The sequence below is a fragment of the Halovulum marinum genome, from assembly GCF_009697225.1.
Classification (GTDB): Bacteria; Pseudomonadota; Alphaproteobacteria; order Rhodobacterales; family Rhodobacteraceae; genus Halovulum; species Halovulum marinum.
Map to the genome: position 1 here is coordinate 1 of NZ_WIND01000015.1, position 23,790 is coordinate 23,790.

A 23,790-nucleotide genomic window follows, 5' to 3' on the forward strand; every position below is an offset into this window, starting at 1 on the left:
CACGGCGCCCGCGGGACCGCGGCTGGCGGCGGTCGCTGCGGCCGGGCTCGACACCGCGCCGCAAGTGCTGCCGCCGCCGCGCCCGGCGCGGGTGGAGGCGGCCCCCGACGGCTCGGTCCGGGTGATCGCCGCGCGGCCGGCGGTGGTGCCGCCGCCGCGGCCCGGCGCCGATAGCGCCGCGGCCCGAACGCCGTCGCCCGCCGCCGCGGCCCCGGCCGTCGGCGACAACGCCGAGCCGCCGCTGGTGGCGGTGTTCCCCGAAAGCCCGGAGGTGACGCCGCCCGGCCGGCCCGACACGGCGCCGCGCGCGGTCGCGGTGTTCGCGCGGGCGCCGGACGTGGTGCCGCCGCCCCGCGCCGGCACCGACCGCCTGGCGGCTCAGTCGCCGGAGCCTGACTCGGGGCCGCCGGCCTCCGGCGCCGCGACCACGACCACGACCACGACAACGGCCACGGCCGGGATCGCCGACACCGCATCCGCCCCGACCGCGGCCCGTGCCCGCGAAGCCGCCGAGATCGCCAGTGCGATCGCCGCCGCGGCCCTGGAGGGCAACGCCGGTGGCCTCGCCGCCTCGCCGAACGCGATCCGCCGCATGGCGCGCCCGCCGGCGCGCCCCGGCGCGATGGTCGCGGACGAGCGCGCGCGGCAGGAGCTGATGGCGGCGCTGGCGCCCAGCGACCTGGCGCTGACCCGTTCCGACGCGCCGCGCCGGCGCCCGGTCGCGGTGGTGGTGCCGGCGGTCGCGGCGCCGGCAGCGCCGGCCGTCGCCGCGGTGCGCCGGCCGGTGCCCGGCACCGCGGTGGCGCCGCCGCCGCAGGCCGCGCCGCCCGAGCCGAAACGCAGCGCGCCGCAGCTGCCGACCTCGGCCTCGGTGGCGCGGGCCGCGACCATCGACAGCGCGCTGCCGATGCGGCAGCTGGCGCTGGTCGGCGTGTTCGGCCGCTCGGGCAGCCGGCAGGCGCTGGTCCGGCTGGCCAACGGGCGCTACGTCAAGGTGTCCGCCGGCGACCAGCTGGAGGGCTATCAGGTCGCGGCGATCGGCGCCAACGCGATCCGCATGCGCCGCGGCGGCCGCGACACCGTGCTGGAAATCCCCGAGTAACCCCGGCACAGGGGGGCTCCCGCCCGGCGGGCGCGCCGCTGGCGCGGCGCTTCCGCCCGTTGGGCCCGGCCCGCTGCGCGGGTCCGGGCACGGGCGGCGGGGGTCGGGCGACGATGGTCGAACCGGCGCGGCTCGGGCGGTCGGGGTTCGGGCGGTCGGCGGTCGGGCGGTGGGGGCTCGGGCGGTCGGGCTTTAGGCGGGCCGGCGCGCGTCGCCGGCGTGGCCGGCGACGTGAACCGCCACGATCGCCCGGTCGTCGCCCAGCATGATCGTCGGGAACAGCTGCTCCCAGATGTCGCCGGCGCGCGCCGCGCGTTGCGCGATCACCGGCGTCGAGGCCAGGTCCAGCACCACCAGGTCGGCGTCCATGCCCGCGGCCAGCCGGCCCAGCCGCGACTCCAGCCGCAGCGCACGGGCGCTGCCCGCGGTCGCCAGGAAGACCAGCTCGGCCGGGTGCAGCGCACGGCCCTTGAGCTGGCCGATCTCGTAGGCCGCGGCCATCGTGCGCAGCATCGAGAAGCTGGAGCCGCCGCCGACGTCCGTCGCCAGCCCCACCGGGATCCCCAGCCGCTGCGCGCCGTCCATGTCGAACAGCCCCGAGCCGATGAACGTGTTCGACGTCGGGCAGTGCGCGATCGCCGCCCCGGTGGCCGCCAGCGCCGCCCATTCCCGCGGCCGCAGCCGGATCGCGTGGCCCATCACCGCGCCCGGCCCGACCAGCCCGTGGCGCTCGTAGACGTCCAGATAGTCGCGCGCCTGGGGGAACAGGTCGCGGACCCAGGCGACCTCCTCGGCCTGCTCGCTCAGATGCGTCTGCATCAGGCAGTCCGGATGCTCGGACCAGAGCGCGCCCGCCGCCTCCAGCTGCGCCGGCGTCGAGGTCGGCGCGAACCGCGGCGTGATCGCGTAGCGCAGCCGCCCCGCCCCGTGCCAGCGGCCGATCAGCGCCTTGCTGTCGTCATAGCCCGCCTGCGCCGTGTCGCGCAGGTCCTCGGGCGCGTTGCGGTCCATCATCACCTTGCCCGCCGCCATCGCCAGCCCGCGCGCCTGCGCCTCTGCCAGCAGCGCATCGACGCTGCCGGGGTGGATGGTGCAGTAGGCCGCCGCGGTGGTGATGCCGTTGGCCAGGTTCAGGTCCAGATAGGTCCGCGCCACCGCCGCGGCATGCGCCGGATCGCCGAAGCGCGCCTCCTCGGGGAAGGTGTAGGCGTTCAGCCAGTCGATCAGCCGCTTGCCCCAGCTGGCGATGATCCCGGTCTGCGGGTAATGCGCGTGCGCGTCGACGAACCCGGGCAGGATCAGCCCGCCGCCGTGGTCGATCACCGCCGCCTGCGGATGCGCCGCGCGCAGCGCCGCACCGTCGCCCACCGCGGCGATCCGCGCGCCGTCCACCAGCACCCCGCCGCGGGTGGTGTGGCGCGCCGCGGACGGTCCGTCGCGGAACGGATCGCCGGGGAATTCCAGCGTCTGGCCAAGGTGAAGTGTCTGTTGCATCGCGGAACCCACGGGTTAGGACTAGGGCTCTATACCGGCCGCGCCGGCGCGGCGCAAAGTCCCGATTCGCCGCGAAGGAACCGCGCATGTCCGACGAAACGCCCGGCCCCGATCCCGAGCGCGCCGAGACCGAGGATCGCGGCGATGCCTACGGGCTGGACGCGGCACAGGTCGATGCGATCCTGGCGGCGGTCGAGGCGGGCGCGCAGGACCGGCTGCTGGAGTTGCTGGCGCCGCTGCACGCCGCCGACACCGCCGACCTTCTGGAACAGATCGGCCCCGCCGACCGCGAAAAGCTGATCCGCCTCTGGGGCGACGGCTTCGACGGCGAGGTGCTGACCGAACTGGAGGAAGGCGTCCGCGACGAGGTGCTCGAGGTCCTCGACCGCAAGACCCTGGCGCAGGCCGTCCAGGACATGGAGACCGACGACCTGGTCTACCTGGTCGAGGATCTCGAGGCCGAGGAGCAGGATCAGATCCTGCAGCACCTCGAGGACGCCGACCGGCACGCGGTCGAGGCGTCGCTGCAGTACGACGAGGACACCGCCGGCCGGCTGATGAGCCGCGAGATGGTGATCTGCCCGCCGCACTGGACGGTGGGCGACGCCATCGACTTCATGCGCGCGCACGAGGATCTGCCCGAGACCTTCTACAAGGTGATCCTGGCCGATGCGCGGATGCACGTGGTCGGCACCGTGGCGCTGGGCACGATCATGGCGCACCGCCGCGACACGGCGCTGCGCGAGCTGGCCGACACCAGCCCGCGGCTGATCCCGGTCGACCAGTCCTACGAGGACGTCGCCTACGCCTTCAACCAGTACCACATGGTCAGCGCGCCGGTGGTCGACGGCGACGGCCGGCTGGTCGGCGTGATCACCATCGACGACGCGATGGAGGTGCTCGAGGACGAGGCCGAGGAGGACATGAAGCTGCTCGCCGGCGTCGGCGACGAGGAGATCTCGGACACGGTGTGGGAAACCGCCCGCGCCCGGTTCCCGTGGCTGGCGGTGAACCTGGTGACGGCGATCGTCGCCTCGCTGGTGATCTCGCTGTTCGAGGCCACCATCGCCGCGATCGTGGCGCTGGCGGTGCTGATGCCGATCGTCGCCTCGATGGGCGGCAACGCGGCGACGCAGACCCTGACCGTGGCGGTGCGCGCGCTGGCCACCCGCGATCTGACCCGCGCCAACGCGATGCGCATCGTCCGCCGCGAGGCGCTGGTCGGCGCCGGCAACGGCATCGCCTTCGCGCTGATCGTCGGCGTGGTCGGGGTGATCTGGTTCGGCACGCCGATGCTGGGCGTGGTGCTGGGCGTGGCCATGGTGATCAACCTGTTCGTCGCCGGGCTGTCCGGGATCCTGATCCCGATGGCGCTGTCGAAGCTGGGCATCGACCCGGCGCTGGCCTCGGGCACCTTCGTGACCACGGTGACCGACGTGGTCGGCTTCTTCGCCTTCCTCGGCCTCGCGGCGGCGCTGCTGCTGTGACGCCGATCCGGCGGCACGGGCCCGACGCCGCCGCGCTGGGCGCACGGATCGAGGCGTCGCTGCTGGCCGACCTGCGCGCCAGCCTGCCGCAGGCGACCAATACCGGCTTCGTGCTGACCGCAGGCCCCGATGACGCGCTGGAAGGCGGGCTGGCCGCGTCCGCCTCCTACGGCTGGCTGCTGATCAAGGCGCTCTGGGTCGCGCCCGCCTGCCGGCGCACCGGGCTCGGCCGCCGGCTGATGGCGCGGGCTGAACGCGAAGGCCGCGCGTCCGGCTGCCACTCGGCGTGGCTCGACACCTCGAACCCGGCCGCGCGCGACTTCTACCTGGCGCTCGGCTTCACCCAGTTCGGCCGCCTGGAAAACCCGCCCGGCTCGGCGCCGCAGGACCATCGCCGCTGGTTCCTCCGCAAGCGGCTGGGCGCAGCCGCGTCTTGAATTCCCCGCCGCCCTGCCATTTAAGAAAGGCAGCCGGGCCCGTCCCGCCCAGACAAGGATCGCCCGCCGTGACCGACCTTCCCGACAGCATCGAGGCCACCGAAACGCTGCTCGCCGGCGCCGGCTACGTCAGCTCGCGCGCGCTGGCCACGGTGGTGTTCCTGTCGCTCAAGCTGGGCCGGCCGCTGTTCCTCGAGGGCGAGGCCGGCGTCGGCAAGACCGAGATCGCCAAGGCGCTTGCCGCCGGGCTGGACCGCCGCCTGATCCGCCTGCAATGCTACGAGGGGCTGGACGCGGCGTCCGCGGTCTACGAATGGAACTTCCCGGCGCAGATGGTGGCGATCCGCACCGCCGAGGCGACCGCCGCCGCCGACCGCCAGGCGCTGACCGAGGAGCTGTTCTCCGACCGCTTCCTGATCCGCCGCCCGCTGCTCGAGGCGATGAGCCCGCAGGACGGCGGCGCGCCGGTACTGCTGATCGACGAGCTCGACCGCACCGACGAGCCGTTCGAGGCGTTCCTGCTGGAGGCGCTGTCCGACTTCCAGGTGACGATCCCGGAGCTCGGCACCATCACCGCGCCCGAGCCGCCGATCGTGATCCTGACCTCGAACCGCACCCGCGAGGTGCACGACGCGCTCAAGCGCCGCTGCCTCTACCACTGGGTCGACTATCCCAGCTTCGAGCGCGAGATGGCGGTGCTGCAGTCCCGCGCCCCCGAGGCGCGCGAAGAACTCAGCCGCCAGGTGGTGGCGTTCGTGCAGCAGCTGCGCGCCGAGGACCTGTTCAAGAAACCGGGCGTGGCGGAAACCATCGACTGGGCGAAGTGCCTGGTCGCGCTGGACCATGTCGAGCTCAGCCCGGCGGTGATCGCCGACACGCTCGGCGCGCTGCTGAAATACCAGGACGACATCCAGAAGCTGCAGGGCTCCGAGGCCAGGCGCATCCTCGACGAATCGAAAGCCGCGCTGGAGCCGGTATGACCGCCCCGGCCCCGCAGCGCCCCGCCCGCGGCACCGCGCCCGGCTTCCAACTTCCGCAAATATCCCCGCCGGAGGCATCCCGCCGTCGCCGCGCGCCGGCCGTCGGCTAGGGTAGGCACAATGGTTCCGCACGCCGACCTGCCCGTTCCCGAGCACGGCCGCCTGGCCGAGAACATCACCCATTTCGCCCGCGCCCTGCGCCGCGCCGGGCTGCCGGTCGGCCCCGGCCGGGTGGTCGACGCGATCCGCGCGGTCGAGGCCGCCGGCTTCACCGCGAAGGCGGATTTCTACCACACGCTCGAGGCCTGCTTCGTCTCCCGCCCCGAGCATCGCGCGGTGTTCGGCCAGGTGTTCCGGCTGTACTGGCGCGACCCGCAGTTCCTGGAAAAGATGATGGAGATGCTCGGCCCGATGGTGCGCGGCGCGAACCCGGCGCCCGACCCCGCCGCCGCCGAGCGCCGCGCCGCCGCGGCGCTGCTGGACCAGCCCGACGCCCCCGCCCCCGAGTTGCCGGAGCCGGAGGAGACGGACGCAGAGATCGAGATCGACGCCACGCTGACCTTCTCGGCCGAGGAACGGCTGAAGCGGATGGACTTCGAGCAGATGACCGCGGCCGAGCTGGCGCAGGCCCGGCGCGCCATCGCCCGGCTCGACCTGCCGGTGCGCCCGATCGCCTCGCGCCGCACCATGGCGGCGCCGCACGGCCGCGTGCCGGACTGGCGCGGCACGATGCGCGCCGCGCTGCGTTCGGGCGGCGACATCCGCGCGCTGTCGACCCGCAGCCGCCGGGTGCGCTGGCCGAACCTGGTGGCGCTGTGCGACATCTCCGGCTCGATGTCGTCCTACAGCCGGATGCTGCTGCACTTCCTGCACGCCGCCGCCAACGCCCGCGGCGCCGGCTGGGCGCAGGTCCATGCCTTCACCTTCGGCACAAGGCTGACCAACATCTCCCGGCACCTGCGCGCCCGCGACGTGGACGCAGCGCTGGCATCGGCCGGCGCCGAGGCGCAGGACTGGGACGGCGGCACCCGGATCGGGCACTGCCTGCACCAGTTCAACCGCGACTGGTCGCGCCGCGTGCTGGGCCAGGGCGCGGTGGTGCTGCTGATCACCGACGGGCTGGACCGGGACGATCCCGCGCTGCTGGAGGCCGAGGCCGACCGGCTGCGGCTGTCGGCGCGCAAGCTGATCTGGCTGAACCCGCTGCTGCGCTGGGACGGCTTCGCGCCCCGCGCGCGCGGCGTCAAGGCGCTGCTGCCGCGGGTCGACAGCTTCCGCGCCGGGCACTCGGTGGGCTCGCTCGAGGCGCTGTCGGCCGCGCTGACCCGGGCCGACGACAGCGGCGACAAGCGGCGGCTGATGGCGATGCTCGACGGCTGAGGCGGCGCCCGCGTCGGGCGGGGATGCTTGCGGAAGGCGGACGCCCGGAACGCGCCCTTCCGGGCACCGCGGCGCGGGCCTATATTCCCGGAAGGACAAGGGAGGCGGCGATGGACGCGGAACGGCACGACCAGATCCCGGAACAGGCGCTCGACTGGTTGCGGGCGGGGCGCAAGGTGGCGCTGGCCACGGTGATCGAGACCTGGGGCTCGGCCCCGCGGCCGGTCGGCGCGCAGCTGGCGATCACCGACGCGGCCGAGATGGCCGGCTCGGTCTCGGGCGGCTGCGTCGAGGGCGCGGTGGTCGCCGAGGCGCTTGAGGCGGTCGAGGACGGCACGCCGCGGGTGCTGGAGTTCGGCGTCAGCGACGACGAGGCCTTCGCCGTCGGCCTGGCCTGCGGCGGGCGGATCCGGGTGATGGTCGAGCCGGTCGCCACCGGGCGCGGCATCCCCGAGCAGATGCTCGCCGCGCTGGTCGCCGCCCGCGCCGCCCGCCGCGCCGCGGCCTATGTCGTGCACACCGGCAGTTGGGATCGGCGGCTGGCCGAGGCGCCGGGCGATCCGCTCTGGCCGGCGATCGCGGCGCGGTTCCACACCGACAGGTCCGGCTTCGAGCAGGACGACTGGTTCGTCGGCATCCACAACCCGCCGCTGCGCATGGTCGTCGTCGGCGCGGTGCACATCGCCCAACCGCTGCTGCAAATGGCGCGGCTCAGCGGCTACGATCCGGTGCTGGTCGACCCGCGCGACGCCTTCGCCTCGGACAGCCGCTTTCCGGGCGAGACGATTCTGCGCGACTGGCCCGACGCGGCGCTGGAGGCGGCGGGGCTCGACGCCCGCACCGCCGTGGTTACCCTGACGCACGATCCCAAGCTGGACGATCCGGCGATCCGCGTCGCGCTGCGCTCGGACGTGTTCTATCTCGGCTGCCTCGGCTCCACCCGGACCCATGCCAGGCGCGTCGCGCGGCTGACCGAGGACGGCTTCAGCGCCGCCGAGATCGCCCGCATCCACGCCCCGATCGGCGCCGACATCGGCGCGAAATCCCCGGCCGAGATCGCCGTCGCGATCCTCGCGCAGATCACCGAGCGGCTGCGCCGCCCCGAGACCCGGCCCGCCGCGCAGGCCGCCGCATGAGGTTCGGCCCCGAGCCGGTGGCGCGCGCCGAAGGCGCGCTGCTGGCGCATTCGGTGCAGGCCGGCAAGCGAAAGCTGCGCAAGGGGCTGCTGCTGGGCGCGGACGAGATCGCGGCGCTGCAGGCCGCCGGCATCGCCGAGGTCACCGTGGCGCGGCTGGAGCCGGGGGACGTGGCCGAGGACGCGGCGGCGATGCAGGTGGCCAGCGCGCTGGTGCCCGGCGGGCACGGCGTGCGCCTGACCCGGCCGCAGAACGGCCGGGTGAACCTGCTGGCCGACCGGCCCGGCGTGCTGCGGCTGGACGCGCGCGCGATCCACGCGCTGAACGCGGTCGATCCGGCGATCACCCTGGCGACGCTGCCGGACCTGACCAGGGTGTCGGACGCGATGATGCTGGCGACGGTCAAGATCATCCCCTACGCGGTGCCCGGCGCCGCGCTGGCACGGGCGGCGGCGGCGCTGGGCAACGCGCCGGTGATCTCGGTCGCGCCGACCGAGCTGCGCACCGCCGAACTGATCGTCACCCGCACGCCGGGGTTTTCCGACAAGCTGGTGGACAAGGGCCGCCGCGCCGTCGCCGACCGGCTGGCGGCGCTGGGGGTGCGGCTGGTCCGCGACGAGGTGGTCCCGCACGAGACCGGCGCCGTGGCCGCGGCGCTGGCGCGCACCCGCGCACCGCTGGTGCTGATCCTCGGCGCCTCGGCGACCTCGGATCCGGCCGACGTCTGCCCCGCCGGGCTGATCGCGGCGGGCGGCACGCTGACCCGGTTCGGCATGCCGGTGGACCCGGGCAACCTGCTGTTCCTCGGCCGGCGCGCGGCGGCGCAGGTCGTCGGCCTGCCGGGCTGCGCGCGCTCGCCGGCGCTGAACGGCGCCGACTGGGTGCTGGAGCGGCTGGTCTGCGGCATCGACGTGGGCGACGCCGAGATTGCCGCGATGGGCGTGGGCGGGCTGCTGAAGGAGATCCCGGTGCGCCCGCAGCCGCGGGTGATCGCGCCCGCGCCGAAGGCGGGTGCGCCGGTGGACGTGGTGCTGCTGGCCGCCGGGGCCTCGCGCCGGATGCGCGGGCGGGACAAGCTGCTGGAGACGGTCGCCGGTGCCCCCCTGCTGCGCCGGGCGGCCGAGGCGGCGCTGGCGTCCCGGGCCCGGCGCGTGCTGGTCGTGCTGCCGCCCGATGCCGGGGCGCGGGCCGAGGCGCTGGCCGGGCTGGCGGTCGAGACTGTGATCGCCGAGACCGCCGCCGAGGGCATGGGCGCAAGCCTGCGCACCGGGATCGCCGCGCTGCCCGAGGACAGCGCCGGGGTGATCGTCGCGCTGGCCGACATGCCCGAGGTGGACGCCGCCGCCTTCGACGCGCTGATCGCGGCCTACGATCCGGGGCGGCACCGCGAGATCTGCCGCGCGGCCGCGCCCGACGGCACGCCCGGCCATCCGGTGCTGTTCGGGCGGCGCTTCTACGAAAGCCTGCAGGATCTGCGCGGCGACACCGGCGCGCGCGGCATCGTCGCCGGCGCGCGGGAGTATGTGTTCGACGTGACGCTCGACAGCCGGGCGCCGCTGACCGACCTCGACACGCCCGAGGACTGGGCGGCGTGGCGGGCGCTCGCGGACTGACGGGCGCGGCGCGTCCGGGGCTGGCGGGGCCTCGGGCGGGAGCATTTTCCGGAATGGAGAAGCCGGGGCGCGTCAGGGGGCCAGAAGACGCGCAAGGTTGGCGGCCGCCGAGGTTGCGCGGGCCTGGATGACGGCCTCGCCCGGAGCGTCGGGCCGGCAGCTGGCGCCGCGGCTCCGCAGATCGCCGACCAGCAGGTCGAGTTGGCGCCCCGCCGCCGCGTCGGTATCGTCGAAGCCCGGTTCCCCTGCCCCTCGCGCGCGATCCCGTAATACGAGTTTCGGGTGGCGATGACCCAACGATGGTTACGCTTCCGGATCTCGCATGCGACACGCGCCTTCCCTCGCAGCCCCGCTGCTGAGCGGCGCGATCTTCGGCACCGGCCGCGCGCCGGCAGCGGCAGCGCCGGCCCGGAGGACAGGCGGGCAGCGCGCAGCCGCCGCGCTTTTCGCGCTGGCGCCGGCGGTCTGTCTGGCGGGCGGCATCGGCCTGACGCTGGCGGTGGCGCTGCTGCTGGCGGGCCCGGCACCGCCGCGCGCCGGCGGGTGCCTACTTGGTGCCGAACATCCGGTCGCCGGCGTCGCCGAGGCCGGGCAGGATGTAGCCCTTCTCGTTCAGCCGCTCGTCCACCGCGGCGGTGACGATGCGCACGTCCGGGTGCGCCTCCTTCATCCGCCGCACGCCCTCGGGCGCGGCCAGCAGGCACAGGAAACGGATGTCGGTGGCCCCGGCCTGCTTCAGCAGGTCGACCGCCGCGACCGAGGAGTTGCCCGTCGCCAGCATCGGGTCGACCGCGATCACCGGCCGGTCGGGCAGGTCCGCGGGCACCTTGAAGTAGTACTGCACCGGCTGCAGCGTCTGCTCGTCGCGGTAGAGCCCGACGAAGCCGACCCGGGCCGAGGGGATCAGTTCCAGCACCCCGTCCAGCAGCCCGTTGCCGGCGCGCAGGATCGAGATCAGCGCCAGCTTCTTGCCCTCCAGCGTCGGCGCGTCCATCTCGGTCAGCGGCGTGGTGATCCGCTTGCTGGTCAGCGGCAGGTCGCGGGTGACCTCGTAGGCCAGCAGCAGGCTGATCTCGCGCAGCAGTTGCCGGAACGACGCGGTCGAGGTCTCGGCCTCGCGCATCACCGTCAGCTTGTGCTGCACCAGCGGGTGATCGACGACAGTCAGGTGGTCGGGGGTGCGCGCGTGGGTCATTCAGGCCCCTTTCAGCAGCCGGGCGCGGATCGCGGCGCGGGTCGGCTCGTCGCAGAACGCGGCGTCGATCGCGGTCAGGTTCAGGTCTCGGAATACCTCTTCGCCCCATCCGAAGGTGTTTGCAAGCATCCGGTACTCGTGCGCCATGTCGGTGTGGAAATACGGCGGGTCGTCGGTCGAGACGGTGACCTTCACCCCCGCCCGCCGCAGCCGGTCGATCGGGTGCGCCGCCCAGCCGGGACAGACCGCCAGCGCCACGTTCGAGCCGGGGTTGACCTCCAGCACCACGCCTTCCACGGCCAGCCGCGCCACCAGCGCGGGGTCCTCGATCGCGCGCACGCCGTGGCCGATGCGGGCCGGGCGCAGGTGATCCAGCGTCTCGCGCACGCTGCCGGGCCCGCAGATCTCGCCGGCGTGGCTGGTCAGGCCCAGCCCGGCCTCGCGCGCGATGTCGAAGGCGGGGGCGAAATCGGCGGCCGCCAGGTGCCGCTCCTCGCCGCCCATGCCGAACCCGGTCAGCATCGGCCCGGCCGCCTCGGCCGACAGCGCGGCGGCAAGCCGCGCCGCCTCGGGGCCGAGGTTGCGGATGCAGGTCGAGACGAACCGCGCCTCGATGCCGTGCGCCTTGCGCGCCGCCGCGGCGCCGGCGTAGAGCGCGTCGAGATACTCGAACCAGGCGCCGCGGTCGCCGCCGCCGCAGATGTGCGGCGCGATGAACAACTCGGTGTAGATCACCCCGTCGTGCGCGGACTTGGCCAGCACCGCCTCGACCAGCCGGCGGAACTCGTCAGGGCCGGTCAGCACCTCGCAGGCGCGGTGGTAGCAGTCCAGGAACCCGGCGAAATCAGCCCAGGCGTAATGCCCCTGCGCGTCGAACACGCCGTTCAGCACCACCCCCTGCTCGCCCGCCAGCAGGCGGATGAAATCCGGCGGCGCCGCCCCCTCCAGGTGCAGGTGCAGCTCGACCTTGGGCAGATCCTCGACGCTCACAGCTGGCTCCGTCCATGCCTGCCGGGGGCCAGCCCGATGTGCGCGGCGACGCTTTCGCCGACGTCGGCGAAGCCGCACAGCCCGATCTCGCCCGGCGGCACGCCGGCCATCAGCACCGGCACCCGCTCGCGGGTGTGGTCGGTGCCGGTCCAGGTCGGATCGTTGCCGTGATCGGCGGTGAAGATCAGCAGATCGCCGTCGCGCAGCCTGCCGATCAGCTCCGGCACCCGCGCGTCGAACGCCTCCAGGTGCCGCGCATAGCCGGCCACGTCGCGCGGATGGCCACACAGCGAGTCAAACTCGACGTAGTTCGCGAACACCAGGTCCCCCGGCGCGGCGCGGTCCATCGCCTCCAGCGTCCGGTCGACCAGCCCCATGTCGTCCTGCGCCTTCAGCACCTCGCCGATGCCCTGCCCGGCGAAGATGTCGCGGATCTTGCCGATCCCCCAGACCGTGCCGCCCGCCGCCGTGACCCGGTCGCAGATCGTCGGCTCGGGCGGGGCGATGGCGTAGTCGCGTCGGTTGGCGGTGCGCCTGAAATCTTCGGGGGTCTCGCCGACGAAGGGCCGCGCGATCACCCGCCCGACCTTCATCGGATGGACGATCCCGGCGGCGATCTTGCACAGCTTCAGCAGCCGCTCCAGCCCGAAATGCTGCTCGTGCGCTGCGATCTGGAACACGCTGTCTGCCGAGGTGTAACAGATCGGCTTGCCCGAACGGATATGCTCCTGCCCCAGCTCGCGGATGATCGGCATGCCGCTGGCGTGCCTGTTGCCGAGGATCCCCGGCAGCTCGCCGCGCTCGATCAGCGCGTCGGTGACCTGCTTCGGGAAGGTCGGCACCTCCTGCGGGAAATAGTGCCAGGCGAACGGCACCGGCACGCCCGCCAGCTCCCAATGCCCCGAGGGCGTGTCCTTGCCCTGCGACACCTCGGTCGCCGCCCCCCAGCGGCCCGTCGGCCCGGCGCCAAGCCCCGGCGCCTCCAGCCCCGAGGCCAGCGTGATCGCCCGCCCCAGCCCCAGCGCGTCGAGGTTGGGCATCTGCAGCGGCCCCGAGCGGCCCTCGTCCGCGCGGCCCGCCGCGCAGGCCTCGGCGATGTGGCCCAGCGTGTTCGAGCCCGCGTCACCATACGCCTCGGCATCCGGCGCCCCGCCGCAGCCGACGGAATCGAGCACGCAGAGGATTGCCCGGCTCATTTGATCTTCTTCACGATCAGCGGCGACTCGTCGCCGGGCACGTCGCCGATGGTATAGGCCGCGACCAGCCGCCTGCGCGCCACCTCGACGTCATCGGCAGACGCGGCGTGGATGCGCGCGATCGGCGTCTCGGCATCGACGCGGCGGCCCCGCCCCGCCAGCCAGTCCAGCCCGACGCGCGGGTTGATGCTGTCGGTGGCCTGTCTGCGGCCGCCGCCCAGTTCCACCACGGTCCAGCCGACGGCGCGGGTGTCGATGGCGGTCACGAAGCCCTCGGCCTGGGCATAGACCTCCTCGATCACCTGCGCGTCGGGCAGGTGCGTGTGGTAATCCTCGAGGATGTCCGGCGGGCCGCCCAGCGCGTGAACCATGCGCCCGAACACCTCGGCCGCCTTGCCCGATTGCAGCACGTCCTGCATCTTCGCTTCGCCCTCGGCGTCGTCCTTCGCCAGCCCGGCCGAGACCAGCGCCGCCGCGCCCAGCACCACGACCACGTCCCATAGCCGGCTGTCGATCTCGTCGCCCTTCAGGAATTCGATGGCGCAGGCGACCTCCAGCGCGTTGCCGGCGACGCTGGCCAGCGGCTCGTTCATGTCGGTGATCAGCGCCGAGGTCCTGCACCCGGCGCCGTTCGCCACGTCGACCAGCGCGCGGGCCAGCGCCTCGGCGTCCTTCTGCCTGGCCATGAACGCGCCCGAGCCGGTCTTGACGTCCAGCACCAGCGCCTCCAGCCCGGCGGCCAGCTTCTTCGACAGGATCGAGGCGGTGATCAGGTCGATGCTTTCCACCGTCGCGGTGACGTCGCGGACAGCATAAAGCCGCCGGTCGGCGGGCGCGATGTCCGGCGTCTGGCCGATGATCGCGCAGCCGACCTCGCGCGTGACCTTGCGCAGCAGCTCCACGTCGGGCTGCGTCCTGTAGCCGGGGATCGAATCGAACTTGTCCAGCGTGCCGCCGGTGTGCCCCAGTCCGCGCCCCGAGATCATCGGCACATACGCCCCGCAGGCGGCCAGCGCCGGCGCCAGCATCAGCGAGGTGTTGTCGCCCACCCCGCCGGTGGAGTGCTTGTCCACCACCGGGCCGGGCAGGTCCCACCGCAGCACCGTGCCGCTGTCGCGCATCGCTTCGGTGAAGGCGACCCGCTCGGCGTCCTCCATGCCGTTGAAGTAGACCGCCATGGCGAACGCCGCGACCTGACCTTCCGAGAAACTGTCGTCGGTGATCCCCCTGACCACGAAGCGCAATTCCTCGTCCGTCAGCCGCTTGCCGTCACGCTTCTTGCCGATCAGTTCTGCTGCAAGCATCAGCCCAAGTTGTCCCTTCTAATCAACTTGGCGCGCAGCCAGTTGTCTTCGCGTTCCTCCACAAGAAAGATCCCGGTGAAGCGTTTCCTTCCGCGCTTCGCCTGATGGTTGCCAAGGCTGTTAACAGCAGTGCCTATGTCCTCATAAACGTATATGAGCACATGCTCTCCGGCTGATGGCGCGAGTTGATGAAACTTTCGACTTCGTCGAAGTTGCGGTTCGGAGAAGTTTCTCTGTAGCCACTTCCTTGTATCAAGCACCGACCTTCGCGCCTGTTTGTCAAACTCCAACTCAGTATGGCCGACAATGAGCGAAGGAAATTGACCGAAGCGTCCTGTCCACGCGTAGCCCGCTTCATCAATTTTGGGCCTTTCCGGAAGCCGCGACAGATCGATCTCGGCCAGCATCAATAACCCTCGCCCACGTCCGCCGGCTCCTCGCCGTTCAGCGTCGCCAGCAGCGCCGTCAGCACCGAGGACGCGCCGATCCGGAACACCGCCGGGCGGGCCCAGTCCGCGCCCATGACCTCGTCGCACAGCGCCAGATAGGCGGCGGCATCCTGGGTCGTCTTCACCCCGCCCGCGGGCTTCAGCCCGACCGGGTGGTCGGCCTGGGCGATGACCTCCAGCATGACGCGGGCGGCCTCGGGGGTGGCGTTGATCGGCACCTTGCCGGTCGAGGTCTTGAGGAAATCCGCGCCGCCCTCGACCGCCAGCTCCGCGGCCTGGCGGATCAGCTCGGCATCGCCCAGCACGCCGGTCTCCAGGATCGCCTTGACCTGCGCGCCGCCGGCGGCGTCCCTGGTGCGCGCCACCGCCGAGGTCACCAGCTGCGGGTGCCCCTCCAGCAGCGCCTTGTAGGGGATCACCATGTCGATCTCGTCGGCGCCCTCGGTCACCGCCTGCTGGGTCAGCTGCATCACCGCGCCGGTGTCGTCGTCGCCGCCGGGAAAGGCGACCACGGTGGCGATGCGCACGCCGCTGCCGCCCAGCGCGGCGCGCGCGACGGACACGAACCGCGGCCAGACGCAGACCGCGGCGACCGGGCCGTGCGGGGTCAGCGCCCGGTCGCACAGCGCGCGCACGTCTTCGGCGGTGCAGTCGTCGTCAAGGTTGGTCAGATCGAGGCAGGCCAGCGCGCGGGCGGCCGCCGTCTTCAACTCGTCGTCGTCGGGCATGGGATCAATCCAGGGCTTCAGTCCAGGTGGGTCGGGCGAAACGCGCCGGGCAGCAGTTCCCCGACGGTGGTGCGGGCGCGCGGCCCGTCAAGCCCGGCCAGCGTGACCGGAACCTGCGGCCCGGCGAATTCGGCCAGCTTCTGGCGGCAGCCGCCGCAGGGCTGGATCGGCTCGCCGCTGTCGGCGATCACCAGCACCTCGGCGATGCGAAGATGCCCCGCCGCGACCATCGCCGCGATCGCGCCGGCCTCGGCGCAGGTGCCTTCGGGATAGGCCACGTTCTCGACGTTGCAGCCGGCGAAGACGGCGCCGTCCTCGGTGCGCAGCGCCGCGCCGACCCGGAACTTCGAATAGGGCGCATGGGCGTTGTCCCGCGCCGCCCGGGCCGCTTCGAAAAGATCCATCGACATCGCCCGCCGCGCCCCCTGCTGACCGCTCGGACCGACTATCGCCGCCGCCCCCGGCGGTTGCAAGGGGCGCGCGGCGTCGGGGCGCGGGCCTCAGCGCCCGGCGTAGCCGCGGACGATCTGCGCCAGCCGCGCCGCGCCCAGGATCGGCGGCAGCAGGGTCAGCACCCCGCCCTGCGCGTCCAGCACGTAGATGTGGCTGCCGTGGGCGAACACCGGCCCGTACTCGGGATCCTCGAACACCACCGAGTGCTCGACCTGGAAGGCGTCCCGGGCGCGCGCAAGCTCGGCCTCGGTGCCGGTCAGCCCGACGAAGCGCGGATGCTGCGCCGCCAGCGGCGGACCGATGGTCCGCACCGTGTCGCGCGCCGGATCCACCGTCACCATCACCGGCGTCACCGCCAGCCCGCCGGCGTCCAGCGCCCGCGTCGCCTCGGCCATCAGCGGCAGCGCCACCGGGCAGATCGACCGGCAGTTGGCATAGCCGAAGAACAGCAGCTGCATCCGCCCCTGCGGGTCGGCCTCGGTGCGCCGCGCGCCGGTCTGGTCGGTCAGCGCGAACGGCCCGCCGATGCCGGCCAGGAATCCCGCCCCGGTGTCGGCCGCAACGCCCGCGGCCGGCGCCGCCGCGGACGCGGCGCGGTCGTGCGCCGCTGCCGGCCCCGCCAGTGCCAGCGCCAGCGCCAGCGCCGCCGCCCGGATCACCGGAACCACTCTTCCAGGAAGTCGGCGTCGGCCTCGGCGCCCAGCCCCAGCCAGCCCTCCTTCTCGATCTCGGCCAGCACGCGCGGATCGCGCCGGAACCACGGCCCCTCGCCGGCGGCATCCGGGTTCGCCTCGGCCCAGTCCTTGGTCCACTTGTTCGCGGCGACCCACTCGTCCGAACCGGCGGCCCGGATCTTCTGCAGCAGATAGACGTTCCGCGCCCCGAGATCCTCGTCGGTGATCAGCAGCCCGTCGACCTCGACCGCCTGGCCGCAGAACGGCGCCAGCTCGTTTGCCGCGCCCGAGAACACCGGCTGCGCGTTCTTCAGCGGCAGCACCATCACGTCATCCTCGGTGCGCAGCAGCGCCAGCTGCCGCCGGCCGTCGCCGCAGTTGTCGGGGCAGTCGCCGGCCAGCTCGCACAGCGGATCGACCACGGTGGCGGCGAAACGCGCCTTGGACTCGCCGTAGAGCCCCCATTCCCTGGCCTCGGAGCCGTCCGAGAAATCCTGCGCCGCGGCCGGTACGGCCAGCAGCGCCATCGCGAAAGCAACCTGTCTCATCGCGGTGCCCCTCATTGCGGATCGGGGATGGCGAAGCCGGGCACCACGCCGAAATCCTCGTGCGTCAGGCGCACGATGTCGGCGTCGGCGACCACCTGCTCGACCACCAGGTAGTTGATGCCGTCGCGGCGGTACAGCATGCCCTCGGCGGTGATCTCGTGGCTGGCGATGCGCAGCTGCGTGTCGCCGCCGTTCGCGGTGTCGTCGCCGGCGATCTTCAGCACCATGTAGACGGTGCCGTCGTCCGCCAGCAGCCCGACCGGGATGCCGCCGGCAGAACACCACAGCGCGCAGGTATGATGCGCCGAGCCGACCACCGCCTCCGGGCCGCCCATCACCCCCGAATAGTAGCACCAGGTGTCGATCGCCTCGCCGGTGACGGTCACGCGCTCGCCCTCGGCGGCCGCCGCGGCGCCGCCCCAGGCAAGCCCGCCCATCACCCCCGCAAGCAGCACGGCGCCGGTCCTCTGTTTCATCTCGTCCTCCCTCGGCAACGGTCCGGGGCGGACGATAGCAGCTATGGCCGCGCCGGGGCTGTCACGCTTTGATGACCGCGACTTGATGGCCGCGAATCAATGGCTGCCGCGCGCGCGGCGCGCCCGGCACCCCGCCCGTTCGACCGGTCCGGTCAGCCCGGCCCGTCCGGCTGGTCCGCCGGGCGCGCGCAACGCAGCCACGCCCAGGCCGCATCCTCGCCGTCCAGCGGAAAGGTGCGCACGTCCATCGGCATCACCGGCTCCATCATCCGCGCCAGCGTGCGCAGCCAGGCGGCGTCGGTGACGATGGCATAGCGGCCCAGATGCCGTAGCGCGTTCAGCTTCATCGAGAACAGCCCCGAGCGGGTCAGCAGCCGCGGGTCGAAACCCTCGAACCGGCGCACGCGCGCCAGCATGTCGATGGTGTCGTGCCGGTCGACCAGCGCGTCGATGCGCTCGATGATCGGGTCCAGGTCGGCGGCGTCGAACGGCCCGTCCAGCTCGAAGGCGAAGACGTCGGGCTGGCCGGTGGGGATCTCGCGCAGGCCGCCGCGCAGCACGTCGGCGCGGCGCAGGCGCGGCGCATCCGCCACCCAGGCGCGCGCGGCGTCAGACTCGGCGGCGCCGAAGGCGCGCATGTCGGTGCCGGGCAGCAGCGCGTCGGCCCAGCGCGTCAGCGCGGCGAGGAACTGCTTGTCACTGACCAGCGCCACCCGCGGCACCCGACGCAGCCGCGGCAGCAGCGCCAGTTCGCGGCGGGCGTCCTCGACGATGGCGTCAGCGGTCATGTCGGACAGGCCGGACAGATCGACCACCACGCCGACCCGCCCGCGCCCCTTCAGCGCCTCGTCCAGCGCGGCGTAGAACGGCAGGATCTCGTCGCGCGTCACCGTGCCCTCCAGCACCGCGTGGATCACGCTGCCGGTCCTGTCCAAACGCAGCATAGCTCCCCCCGCATGCCGGTTGATCAGGGGAATGATACGCCAACGGGACAAACAGTTCACGCGTGAACGCCGGCCGAGACCGCGTTAACCTGCAGGTAAGATTGGAAACACCTTTTTCATCAACGGGTTAAGGGGGTTTACACGGTGAAAAGCCGCGGATTTCACGGTTCGGGACCAGCTCGGGGCCGGATCGGCCCGGTCCGGCAAGGTCACGCCCCCGCCGGCTCCCTGGCATAGCCCAGGCCCTGCAGCGCCTCGCGGATCTCGTCCAGGATCGCCGGATCGTCGATCGTGGCGGGCATCTTCCACGGCTCGCCGTCGGCGATCTTCGCCATCGTCGCGCGCAGGATCTTGCCCGAGCGGGTCTTCGGCAACCGCTCGACCACCACCGCCAGCTTGAACGCCGCGACCGGCCCGATCTTCTCGCGCACGCGGGCGACGGCGTCCTGCACGATCTCCTCGGACGGCCGGTCGACGCCGGCGCTGACGCACAGGAAGCCCATCGGCAGCTGCCCCTTCAGCGGGTCGGCGACGCCGATCACCGCGCATTCCGCGACCTCGGGCAGGCCGGCCAGGACCTCCTCCATCGCGCCGGTGGACAGCCGGTGCCCGGCGACGTTGATCACATCGTCGGTGCGCGCCATGATCCACAGGTAGCCGTCCTCGTCGACCATCCCCGCATCGCCGGTCTCGTAATAGCCGGGGAAGTGGTGCAGGTAGGATTTGCGGAACCGGTCCTCGGCGTTCCACAGCCCCGACAGCGTGCCCGGCGGCAGCGGCAGCTTCACCGCGATCGCGCCCAGCTCGCCGGGCTTCAGTTGGTGCCCGTCCTCGCCCAGCACATGCACCTCGTAGCCGGGCATCGGCACGGTGGGCGAGCCGATCTTGACCGGCAGCCGCTCCAGCCCCCAGGGGTTGCCGGCGATGGTGTAGCCGGTTTCGGTCTGCCACCAGTGGTCGATCACCGGCACCTTCAGCATGGTCTGCGCCCATTCGATCGTGTCCGGGTCGGCCCGCTCGCCGGCCAGGTACAGCGCCTTCAGCCGGCTCAGGTCGTGCTGCCCGATGAACGCACCCTTCGGGTCGACCCGCTTGATCGCCCGGAACGCGGTCGGCGCGGTGAAAAGCACCCGCACGTCGTGCTCGGCGATCACCCGCCAGAAGGTGCCGGCATCGGGGGTGCCGACCGGCTTGCCCTCGAACACCACGGTGGTGCAGCCGTAGATCAGCGGCGCATAGCAGATGTAGCTGTGGCCGACGACCCAGCCCACGTCCGAGGCCGCCCAGAACACGTCGCCCGGCGCCACGTCGTAGACGTTCTTCATCGTCCAGTGCAGCGCCACCGCGTGCCCGGCGTTGGGCCGCACCACGCCCTTGGGCTGCCCGGTCGTGCCCGAGGTGTAGAGGATGTACAGCGGATCCGCGCCGCCCACCGGCACGCAATCCGCCGGCGCGGCGCCGGACTGGAAGTCGTGCCAGTCGTGGTCCCGGCCCGGCGTCAGCTCGGCCGCGCATTCGGGGCGCTGCAGGATCACGCAGAACTCCGGCGCGTGCGCGGACAGCCGGATCGCCTCGTCCAGCAGCGGCTTGTAGGCGATGGTGCGCCCCGGCTCCAGCCCGCAGGAGCCGGCGATCACCGCCTTCGGCGTGGCGTCGTCGATCCGCACCGCCAGCTCGTGCGCCGCGAAACCGCCGAACACGACCGAGTGTACCGCGCCGATCCGGGCGCAGGCCAGCATCGCCACCAGCGCCTCGGGCACCATCGGCATGTAGATGATCACCCGGTCGCCCCTGCCGACGCCCCGCGCCTGCAGCGCCCCGCCCAGGCGGGCGGTCTGCTCCTGCAGATCGGCGAACGGGATGCGGCGCTTCTGCCCGGTCATCGGGCTGTCCCAGATGATCGCCGGATCCGCGCCGCGCCCGGCGGCGACGTGCCGGTCGACGGCGTTCCAGCAGGTGTTCATCTGCCCGTCCGCGTACCAGCGATAGAACGGCGCGGCGCTGTCGTCGAGCGCCCGCGTCGGCCGTTTCACCCAGTCGATCGCCTCGGCGGCCTGCATCCAGTACGCCTCGGGGTCGGCCTTCCAGGCGGCATAGGTCTGCTTGTAGCCCATTCCGTCATTCCTCCTGTCGGTGTTCTCATTCCTGGAATCCCGCCCGTCTCGGCAGGTCGTCGTCGATCTTCAGCCACGGCAGATGGGTGGCGTGGAACACGTGATGGCGCGGCCGGTAGGCGGCCGGGTCGTCCAGCGTCGCCGCATAGAGGTGGATCCCGGCCGGGTCCTCGTCGGTCAGATAGGCCATCGGCGTGCCGCAGGTGCCGCAGAAGCGCCGGGTCACGCCGGGCGACGAGGCATAGGCCTCGGGCTTTGCCCCGGTCCAGCGGAAGCCGGCGCGCGGCACCCCGAAGAACGCCGTCACCGGCGCGGCGCAGTTGCGCCGGCAGCTTTCGCAATGGCAGTAGCTGGCCCACAGCTCGGGGCCTTTCGCGGTCCAGGTGACCGCGCCGCACAGGCAGTGGCCGGACAGGGTCATGCGCACCTCCGTCGCTGTCGGCGGGACGCCGCCGCAGGGTGCGGGGCGCGCCGTCGAATCGGCTTGCAATATACCCGGATCAGGCTATCGGATTCTCTCAGGTGCGGCATCCCGCCACACCGTTCGCAGAGGACGTGATCGCCATGGGCGACAAGAAACCCACGGGCAAGAAAACCGGGAAACCGGGCCCGAAACCGAAATCCGAATGACCTGACCGCCGCGCCGCCGCGCGCCCCGCGCGGCGGCGCACCAGCCGGGGGCAAGCCCCGATGCCGTCCCCGCGCCGCGCCGCCTTCGGTCATCGCATCCCCTAGCCGTAGTGCGCCACCGGCGTTCCCGCCAGCGCCGAGATGTTCAGCAGCCCGCGCGCGGTGATCGACGGCGTGACGATGTGCGCGCGGTTGCCCATGCCCATCAGGATCGGCCCGACCTCGAGCCCGCCGGCGGCGGACTTGAGGATGTTGCGCACCCCCGAGCTGGCGTCGGTGTTGGCGAAGATCAGCGTGTTCGCCGCGCCCTGGATCCGGCTGCCGGGGAAGATTCGCTCGCGCAGGTCCGGGTCCAGCGCCGCGTCCGAGTGCATCTCGCCCTCGTAGGCGAAATCGCGCGGCGTCCCGTCGAGGATCTCGAGCGCGGCGCGCATCCGCCGGCCGCTTTCGGTGTCGAGGTTGCCGAACTGCGAATGCGAGCACAGCGCGATCACCGGCTCCAGCCCGAACCGGCGGACGTGGCGCGCGGCGGCGATGGTGGTCTCGGCGATCTGCTCGGCGGTGGGTTCCGGGTGGACCTGGGTGTCGGCGATGAACAGCGGGCCGCGTTCCAGGATCATCAGCGACAGCGCGCCGATCGGATGCAGATGCGCCGTGCCCAGAACTTCCGAGACGTATTTCAGGTGCCACAGGTACTGACCGAAGGTGCCGCAGATCAGGCTGTCGGCCTCGCCCCGATGGACCATCACCGCGCCGATCGCGGTGGTGTTGGTGCGGATGATCGCCTTGGCCAGGTCCGGGGTGACGCCGCGCCGGGCCATCAGCCCGTGGTAGGTTTCCCAGTAGTCGCGGTAGCGCGGGTCGTTCTCGGGGTTCACGATCTCGAAGTCGGCGCCAGGGCGGATCGGCAGGCCGAGCCGCTCCAGCCGGGTCTCGACCACCTCGGGGCGGCCGATCAGGATCGGCTTGTCGACGGTTTCCTCGATCATCGCGTGGGCGGCGTGCAGCACGCGCTCGTCCTCGCCCTCGGCGAAGGCGATGCGGCGCTCGGAGTTGCGCGCCGCCTCGAACACCCGGCGCATCAGCATCGCCGAGCGGAACACCGACTGGTCGAGCCGCTGCTTGTACTCGTCGATGTCCGCCAGCGGCTTGGTCGCGACGCCCGAGGCGATGGCGGCCTTGGCCACCGACGAGGCGACGATCGCCAGCAGGCGCGGATCGAACGGCTTCGGGATCAGGTAGTCGGCGCCGAACACCAGGTTCTCGCCCTGGTAGGCGGCCGCCGCCTCGGCCGACGAGGACGCGCGGGCCAGCGCGGCGATGCCCTCGACGCAGGCGACCTTCATGTCCTCGTTGATCTCGGTCGCGCCGACGTCCAGCGCGCCGCGGAAGATGAACGGGAAACACAGCACGTTGTTGACCTGGTTCGGATAGTCCGACCGGCCGGTGGCGATGATCGCGTCCGGCGCCACTGCGCGCGCGGCCTCGGGCATGATCTCGGGATTGGGGTTGGCCAGCGCGAAGATGATCGGGCGCCGGGCCATTTTCGCGACCATCCCGGGCTTGAGCACGTTCGGGCCGGACAGGCCCAGGAACAGGTCGGCGCCGCCGATCACCTCGTCCAGCGTGCGCAGGTCGCTGGCCTGTGCGAACGCGGCCTTCTGCGGCGTCATGTCTTCGGTCCTGCCCTCGTGGACCAGCCCGTGGATGTCGCACAGCCAGATGTTCTCGCGCCTGGCGCCCAGGCTCAGCAGCATGTTCAGGCAGGCGATCCCCGCCGCGCCGCCGCCGGTCGAGACGATCCTGATGTCTTCCATCTTCTTGCCGGCGACGCGCAGCGCGTTGGTCGCCGCCGCGCCGACGACGATGGCGGTGCCGTGCTGGTCGTCGTGGAAGACGGGGATGTTCATCTTCTTGCGGCACAGTTCCTCGACGATGAAACAGTCGGGGGCCTTGATGTCCTCGAGGTTGATCGCGCCAAACGTGGGTTCCAGGCTGGCGACGATCTCGGCCAGCTTCGCGGGGTCGCTTTCGTTCACCTCGATGTCGAAGCAGTCGACGTTGGCGAACTTCTTGAACAGGACCGCCTTGCCCTCCATCACCGGCTTCGAGGCCAGCGCGCCGATGTTGCCCAGCCCCAGCACCGCCGAGCCGTTGGTGACCACCGCCACCAGGTTGCCGCGCGCGGTGTAGTCCGAGACCGTCGCCGCGTCGTCTCGGATCTCGATGCAGGCCTCGGCGACGCCGGGGGAATAGGCGCGGGCCAGGTCGCGGCCGTTGGCCAGCGGCTTGGTGGCGCGCACCTCCAGCTTGCCGGGACGCGGGTAGCGGTGGTAGTTCAGCGCGGCCTGCACGAAGGGGTCGGTCTTGCGGTCGGTCACGGGGTGGTCCTTGTCTGGATGACGGCATCGATTGCCCCCGTACCTGCGATATTCCGTCGCCGGACGCCAGCGGTTGGTT

21 protein-coding genes and 2 pseudogenes are annotated in these 23,790 nt (G+C 72.5%); 8 read left to right on the forward strand and 15 right to left on the reverse strand.

Annotated elements, in window-relative coordinates; all coding sequences use genetic code 11:
* Nucleotides 1-1,102: pseudogene (locus GE300_RS23155) on the forward strand (hypothetical protein); the annotation flags it as partial.
* 192 nt (nucleotides 1,103-1,294) lie between these two features.
* Here GE300_RS23155 and guaD read toward each other — a convergent pair.
* On the reverse strand, nucleotides 1,295-2,596 hold the full coding sequence (gene guaD, locus GE300_RS15790) for a guanine deaminase (RefSeq protein ID WP_154447792.1): 1,302 nt from the start codon (nucleotides 2,594-2,596) through the stop codon (nucleotides 1,295-1,297).
* 86 nt (nucleotides 2,597-2,682) lie between these two features.
* Between guaD and mgtE the strand changes: the two genes are divergently transcribed.
* The 7 genes and pseudogenes from mgtE (at nucleotide 2,683) to GE300_RS23170 (ending at nucleotide 9,629) form a co-directional block, all read left to right on the forward strand.
* Entirely contained in the window at nucleotides 2,683-4,083 is a 1,401-nt protein-coding gene (gene mgtE / locus GE300_RS15795; protein ID WP_154447794.1) for a magnesium transporter, read from the forward strand.
* Nucleotides 4,080-4,520, forward strand: a complete 441-nt coding sequence (locus tag GE300_RS23740) for a GNAT family N-acetyltransferase (RefSeq protein WP_325063269.1) — start codon at nucleotides 4,080-4,082, stop codon at nucleotides 4,518-4,520. The genes mgtE and GE300_RS23740 overlap by 4 nt, the downstream gene beginning before the upstream one ends.
* Before the next feature lie 68 nt (nucleotides 4,521-4,588).
* A complete protein-coding gene (locus tag GE300_RS15805; RefSeq protein ID WP_325063270.1) occupies nucleotides 4,589-5,500 on the forward strand; it encodes an AAA family ATPase in 912 nt (303 codons plus the stop codon).
* A gap of 120 nt (nucleotides 5,501-5,620) precedes the next feature.
* Entirely contained in the window at nucleotides 5,621-6,880 is a 1,260-nt protein-coding gene (locus GE300_RS15810) for a vWA domain-containing protein (RefSeq protein WP_154447796.1), read from the forward strand.
* Nucleotides 6,881-6,990: 110 nt separating this feature from the next.
* Entirely contained in the window at nucleotides 6,991-8,016 is a 1,026-nt protein-coding gene (locus GE300_RS15815; protein ID WP_154447798.1) for an XdhC family protein, read from the forward strand.
* A pseudogene (locus GE300_RS23165) lies at nucleotides 8,013-9,002 on the forward strand (molybdopterin-binding protein); the annotation flags it as partial. The gene GE300_RS15815 and the pseudogene GE300_RS23165, both read left to right, overlap by 4 nt.
* A gap of 42 nt (nucleotides 9,003-9,044) precedes the next feature.
* Complete coding sequence (locus GE300_RS23170) at nucleotides 9,045-9,629, forward strand: nucleotidyltransferase family protein (protein ID WP_325063281.1); 585 nt, start codon at nucleotides 9,045-9,047, stop codon at nucleotides 9,627-9,629.
* A gap of 547 nt (nucleotides 9,630-10,176) precedes the next feature.
* Here the strand turns inward: GE300_RS23170 and upp are convergent.
* From upp to GE300_RS15890, 14 genes are all read right to left on the reverse strand, one after another.
* Nucleotides 10,177-10,824 carry a uracil phosphoribosyltransferase gene (upp, locus tag GE300_RS15825; protein ID WP_154447802.1) on the reverse strand — a complete coding sequence of 216 codons (648 nt, stop codon included), beginning with the start codon at nucleotides 10,822-10,824 and terminating at the stop codon, nucleotides 10,177-10,179.
* The gene (locus GE300_RS15830) at nucleotides 10,825-11,814 is read right to left on the reverse strand and encodes an adenosine deaminase (protein ID WP_325063271.1); all 990 of its coding nucleotides are present in this window, start codon (nucleotides 11,812-11,814) and stop codon (nucleotides 10,825-10,827) included.
* Complete coding sequence (locus tag GE300_RS15835; RefSeq protein ID WP_154447804.1) at nucleotides 11,811-13,010, reverse strand: phosphopentomutase; 1,200 nt, start codon at nucleotides 13,008-13,010, stop codon at nucleotides 11,811-11,813. Before GE300_RS15835 ends, GE300_RS15830 begins: the two co-directional genes overlap by 4 nt.
* Nucleotides 13,007-14,314, reverse strand: coding sequence for a thymidine phosphorylase (gene deoA / locus GE300_RS15840; protein ID WP_154447806.1), 1,308 nt, complete (start codon nucleotides 14,312-14,314; stop codon nucleotides 13,007-13,009). Before deoA ends, GE300_RS15835 begins: the two co-directional genes overlap by 4 nt.
* Nucleotides 14,314-14,721 (reverse strand): hypothetical protein, encoded by a 408-nt coding sequence (locus GE300_RS15845; RefSeq protein ID WP_154447808.1) that lies wholly within the window; start codon nucleotides 14,719-14,721, stop codon nucleotides 14,314-14,316. The genes deoA and GE300_RS15845 overlap by 1 nt, the downstream gene beginning before the upstream one ends.
* Nucleotides 14,721-15,491: a deoxyribose-phosphate aldolase gene (deoC, locus tag GE300_RS15850; RefSeq protein ID WP_154447810.1), complete on the reverse strand. Its 771-nt coding sequence runs from the start codon at nucleotides 15,489-15,491 to the stop codon at nucleotides 14,721-14,723. Before deoC ends, GE300_RS15845 begins: the two co-directional genes overlap by 1 nt.
* Before the next feature lie 17 nt (nucleotides 15,492-15,508).
* Entirely contained in the window at nucleotides 15,509-15,895 is a 387-nt protein-coding gene (locus GE300_RS15855; protein ID WP_154447812.1) for a cytidine deaminase, read from the reverse strand.
* 96 nt (nucleotides 15,896-15,991) lie between these two features.
* Nucleotides 15,992-16,603, reverse strand: a complete 612-nt coding sequence (locus tag GE300_RS15860; RefSeq protein ID WP_325063272.1) for an SCO family protein — start codon at nucleotides 16,601-16,603, stop codon at nucleotides 15,992-15,994.
* Nucleotides 16,600-17,166: a hypothetical protein gene (locus GE300_RS15865; RefSeq protein ID WP_154447814.1), complete on the reverse strand. Its 567-nt coding sequence runs from the start codon at nucleotides 17,164-17,166 to the stop codon at nucleotides 16,600-16,602. The genes GE300_RS15860 and GE300_RS15865 overlap by 4 nt, the downstream gene beginning before the upstream one ends.
* Nucleotides 17,167-17,177: 11 nt before the next feature.
* Nucleotides 17,178-17,642 (reverse strand): hypothetical protein, encoded by a 465-nt coding sequence (locus tag GE300_RS15870; protein WP_154447816.1) that lies wholly within the window; start codon nucleotides 17,640-17,642, stop codon nucleotides 17,178-17,180.
* A 152-nt stretch (nucleotides 17,643-17,794) separates the two neighbouring features.
* A complete protein-coding gene (locus GE300_RS15875) occupies nucleotides 17,795-18,586 on the reverse strand; it encodes a SpoIIAA family protein (protein ID WP_154447818.1) in 792 nt (263 codons plus the stop codon).
* Between the two features lie 209 nt (nucleotides 18,587-18,795).
* Complete coding sequence (locus GE300_RS15880) at nucleotides 18,796-20,700, reverse strand: propionyl-CoA synthetase (RefSeq protein WP_154447820.1); 1,905 nt, start codon at nucleotides 20,698-20,700, stop codon at nucleotides 18,796-18,798.
* Between the two features lie 25 nt (nucleotides 20,701-20,725).
* Entirely contained in the window at nucleotides 20,726-21,121 is a 396-nt protein-coding gene (locus tag GE300_RS15885) for a GFA family protein (RefSeq protein ID WP_233417088.1), read from the reverse strand.
* A 310-nt stretch (nucleotides 21,122-21,431) separates the two neighbouring features.
* The gene (locus GE300_RS15890) at nucleotides 21,432-23,711 is read right to left on the reverse strand and encodes an NADP-dependent malic enzyme (RefSeq protein ID WP_325063273.1); all 2,280 of its coding nucleotides are present in this window, start codon (nucleotides 23,709-23,711) and stop codon (nucleotides 21,432-21,434) included.
* Between the last annotated feature and the right edge of the window lie 79 nt (nucleotides 23,712-23,790).

Excerpts from the sequence above, each read along its gene's own strand:
- guaD (WP_154447792.1), bottom strand. The coding sequence starts at position 2,596 with ATGCAACAGACACTTCACCTTGGCCAGACGCTGGAATTCCCCGGCGAT.
- mgtE (WP_154447794.1), top strand. The coding sequence starts at position 2,683 with ATGTCCGACGAAACGCCCGGCCCCGATCCCGAGCGCGCCGAGACCGAG.
- GE300_RS15810 (WP_154447796.1), top strand. The coding sequence starts at position 5,621 with ATGGTTCCGCACGCCGACCTGCCCGTTCCCGAGCACGGCCGCCTGGCC.
- GE300_RS15815 (WP_154447798.1), top strand. The coding sequence starts at position 6,991 with ATGGACGCGGAACGGCACGACCAGATCCCGGAACAGGCGCTCGACTGG.
- upp (WP_154447802.1), bottom strand. The coding sequence starts at position 10,824 with ATGACCCACGCGCGCACCCCCGACCACCTGACTGTCGTCGATCACCCG.
- GE300_RS15835 (WP_154447804.1), bottom strand. The coding sequence starts at position 13,010 with ATGAGCCGGGCAATCCTCTGCGTGCTCGATTCCGTCGGCTGCGGCGGG.
- deoA (WP_154447806.1), bottom strand. The coding sequence starts at position 14,314 with ATGCTTGCAGCAGAACTGATCGGCAAGAAGCGTGACGGCAAGCGGCTG.
- GE300_RS15845 (WP_154447808.1), bottom strand. The coding sequence starts at position 14,721 with ATGCTGGCCGAGATCGATCTGTCGCGGCTTCCGGAAAGGCCCAAAATT.
- deoC (WP_154447810.1), bottom strand. The coding sequence starts at position 15,491 with ATGCCCGACGACGACGAGTTGAAGACGGCGGCCGCCCGCGCGCTGGCC.
- GE300_RS15855 (WP_154447812.1), bottom strand. The coding sequence starts at position 15,895 with ATGGATCTTTTCGAAGCGGCCCGGGCGGCGCGGGACAACGCCCATGCG.
- GE300_RS15865 (WP_154447814.1), bottom strand. The coding sequence starts at position 17,166 with ATGAGACAGGTTGCTTTCGCGATGGCGCTGCTGGCCGTACCGGCCGCG.
- GE300_RS15870 (WP_154447816.1), bottom strand. The coding sequence starts at position 17,642 with ATGAAACAGAGGACCGGCGCCGTGCTGCTTGCGGGGGTGATGGGCGGG.
- GE300_RS15875 (WP_154447818.1), bottom strand. The coding sequence starts at position 18,586 with ATGCTGCGTTTGGACAGGACCGGCAGCGTGATCCACGCGGTGCTGGAG.
- GE300_RS15880 (WP_154447820.1), bottom strand. The coding sequence starts at position 20,700 with ATGGGCTACAAGCAGACCTATGCCGCCTGGAAGGCCGACCCCGAGGCG.
- GE300_RS15885 (WP_233417088.1), bottom strand. The coding sequence starts at position 21,121 with ATGACCCTGTCCGGCCACTGCCTGTGCGGCGCGGTCACCTGGACCGCG.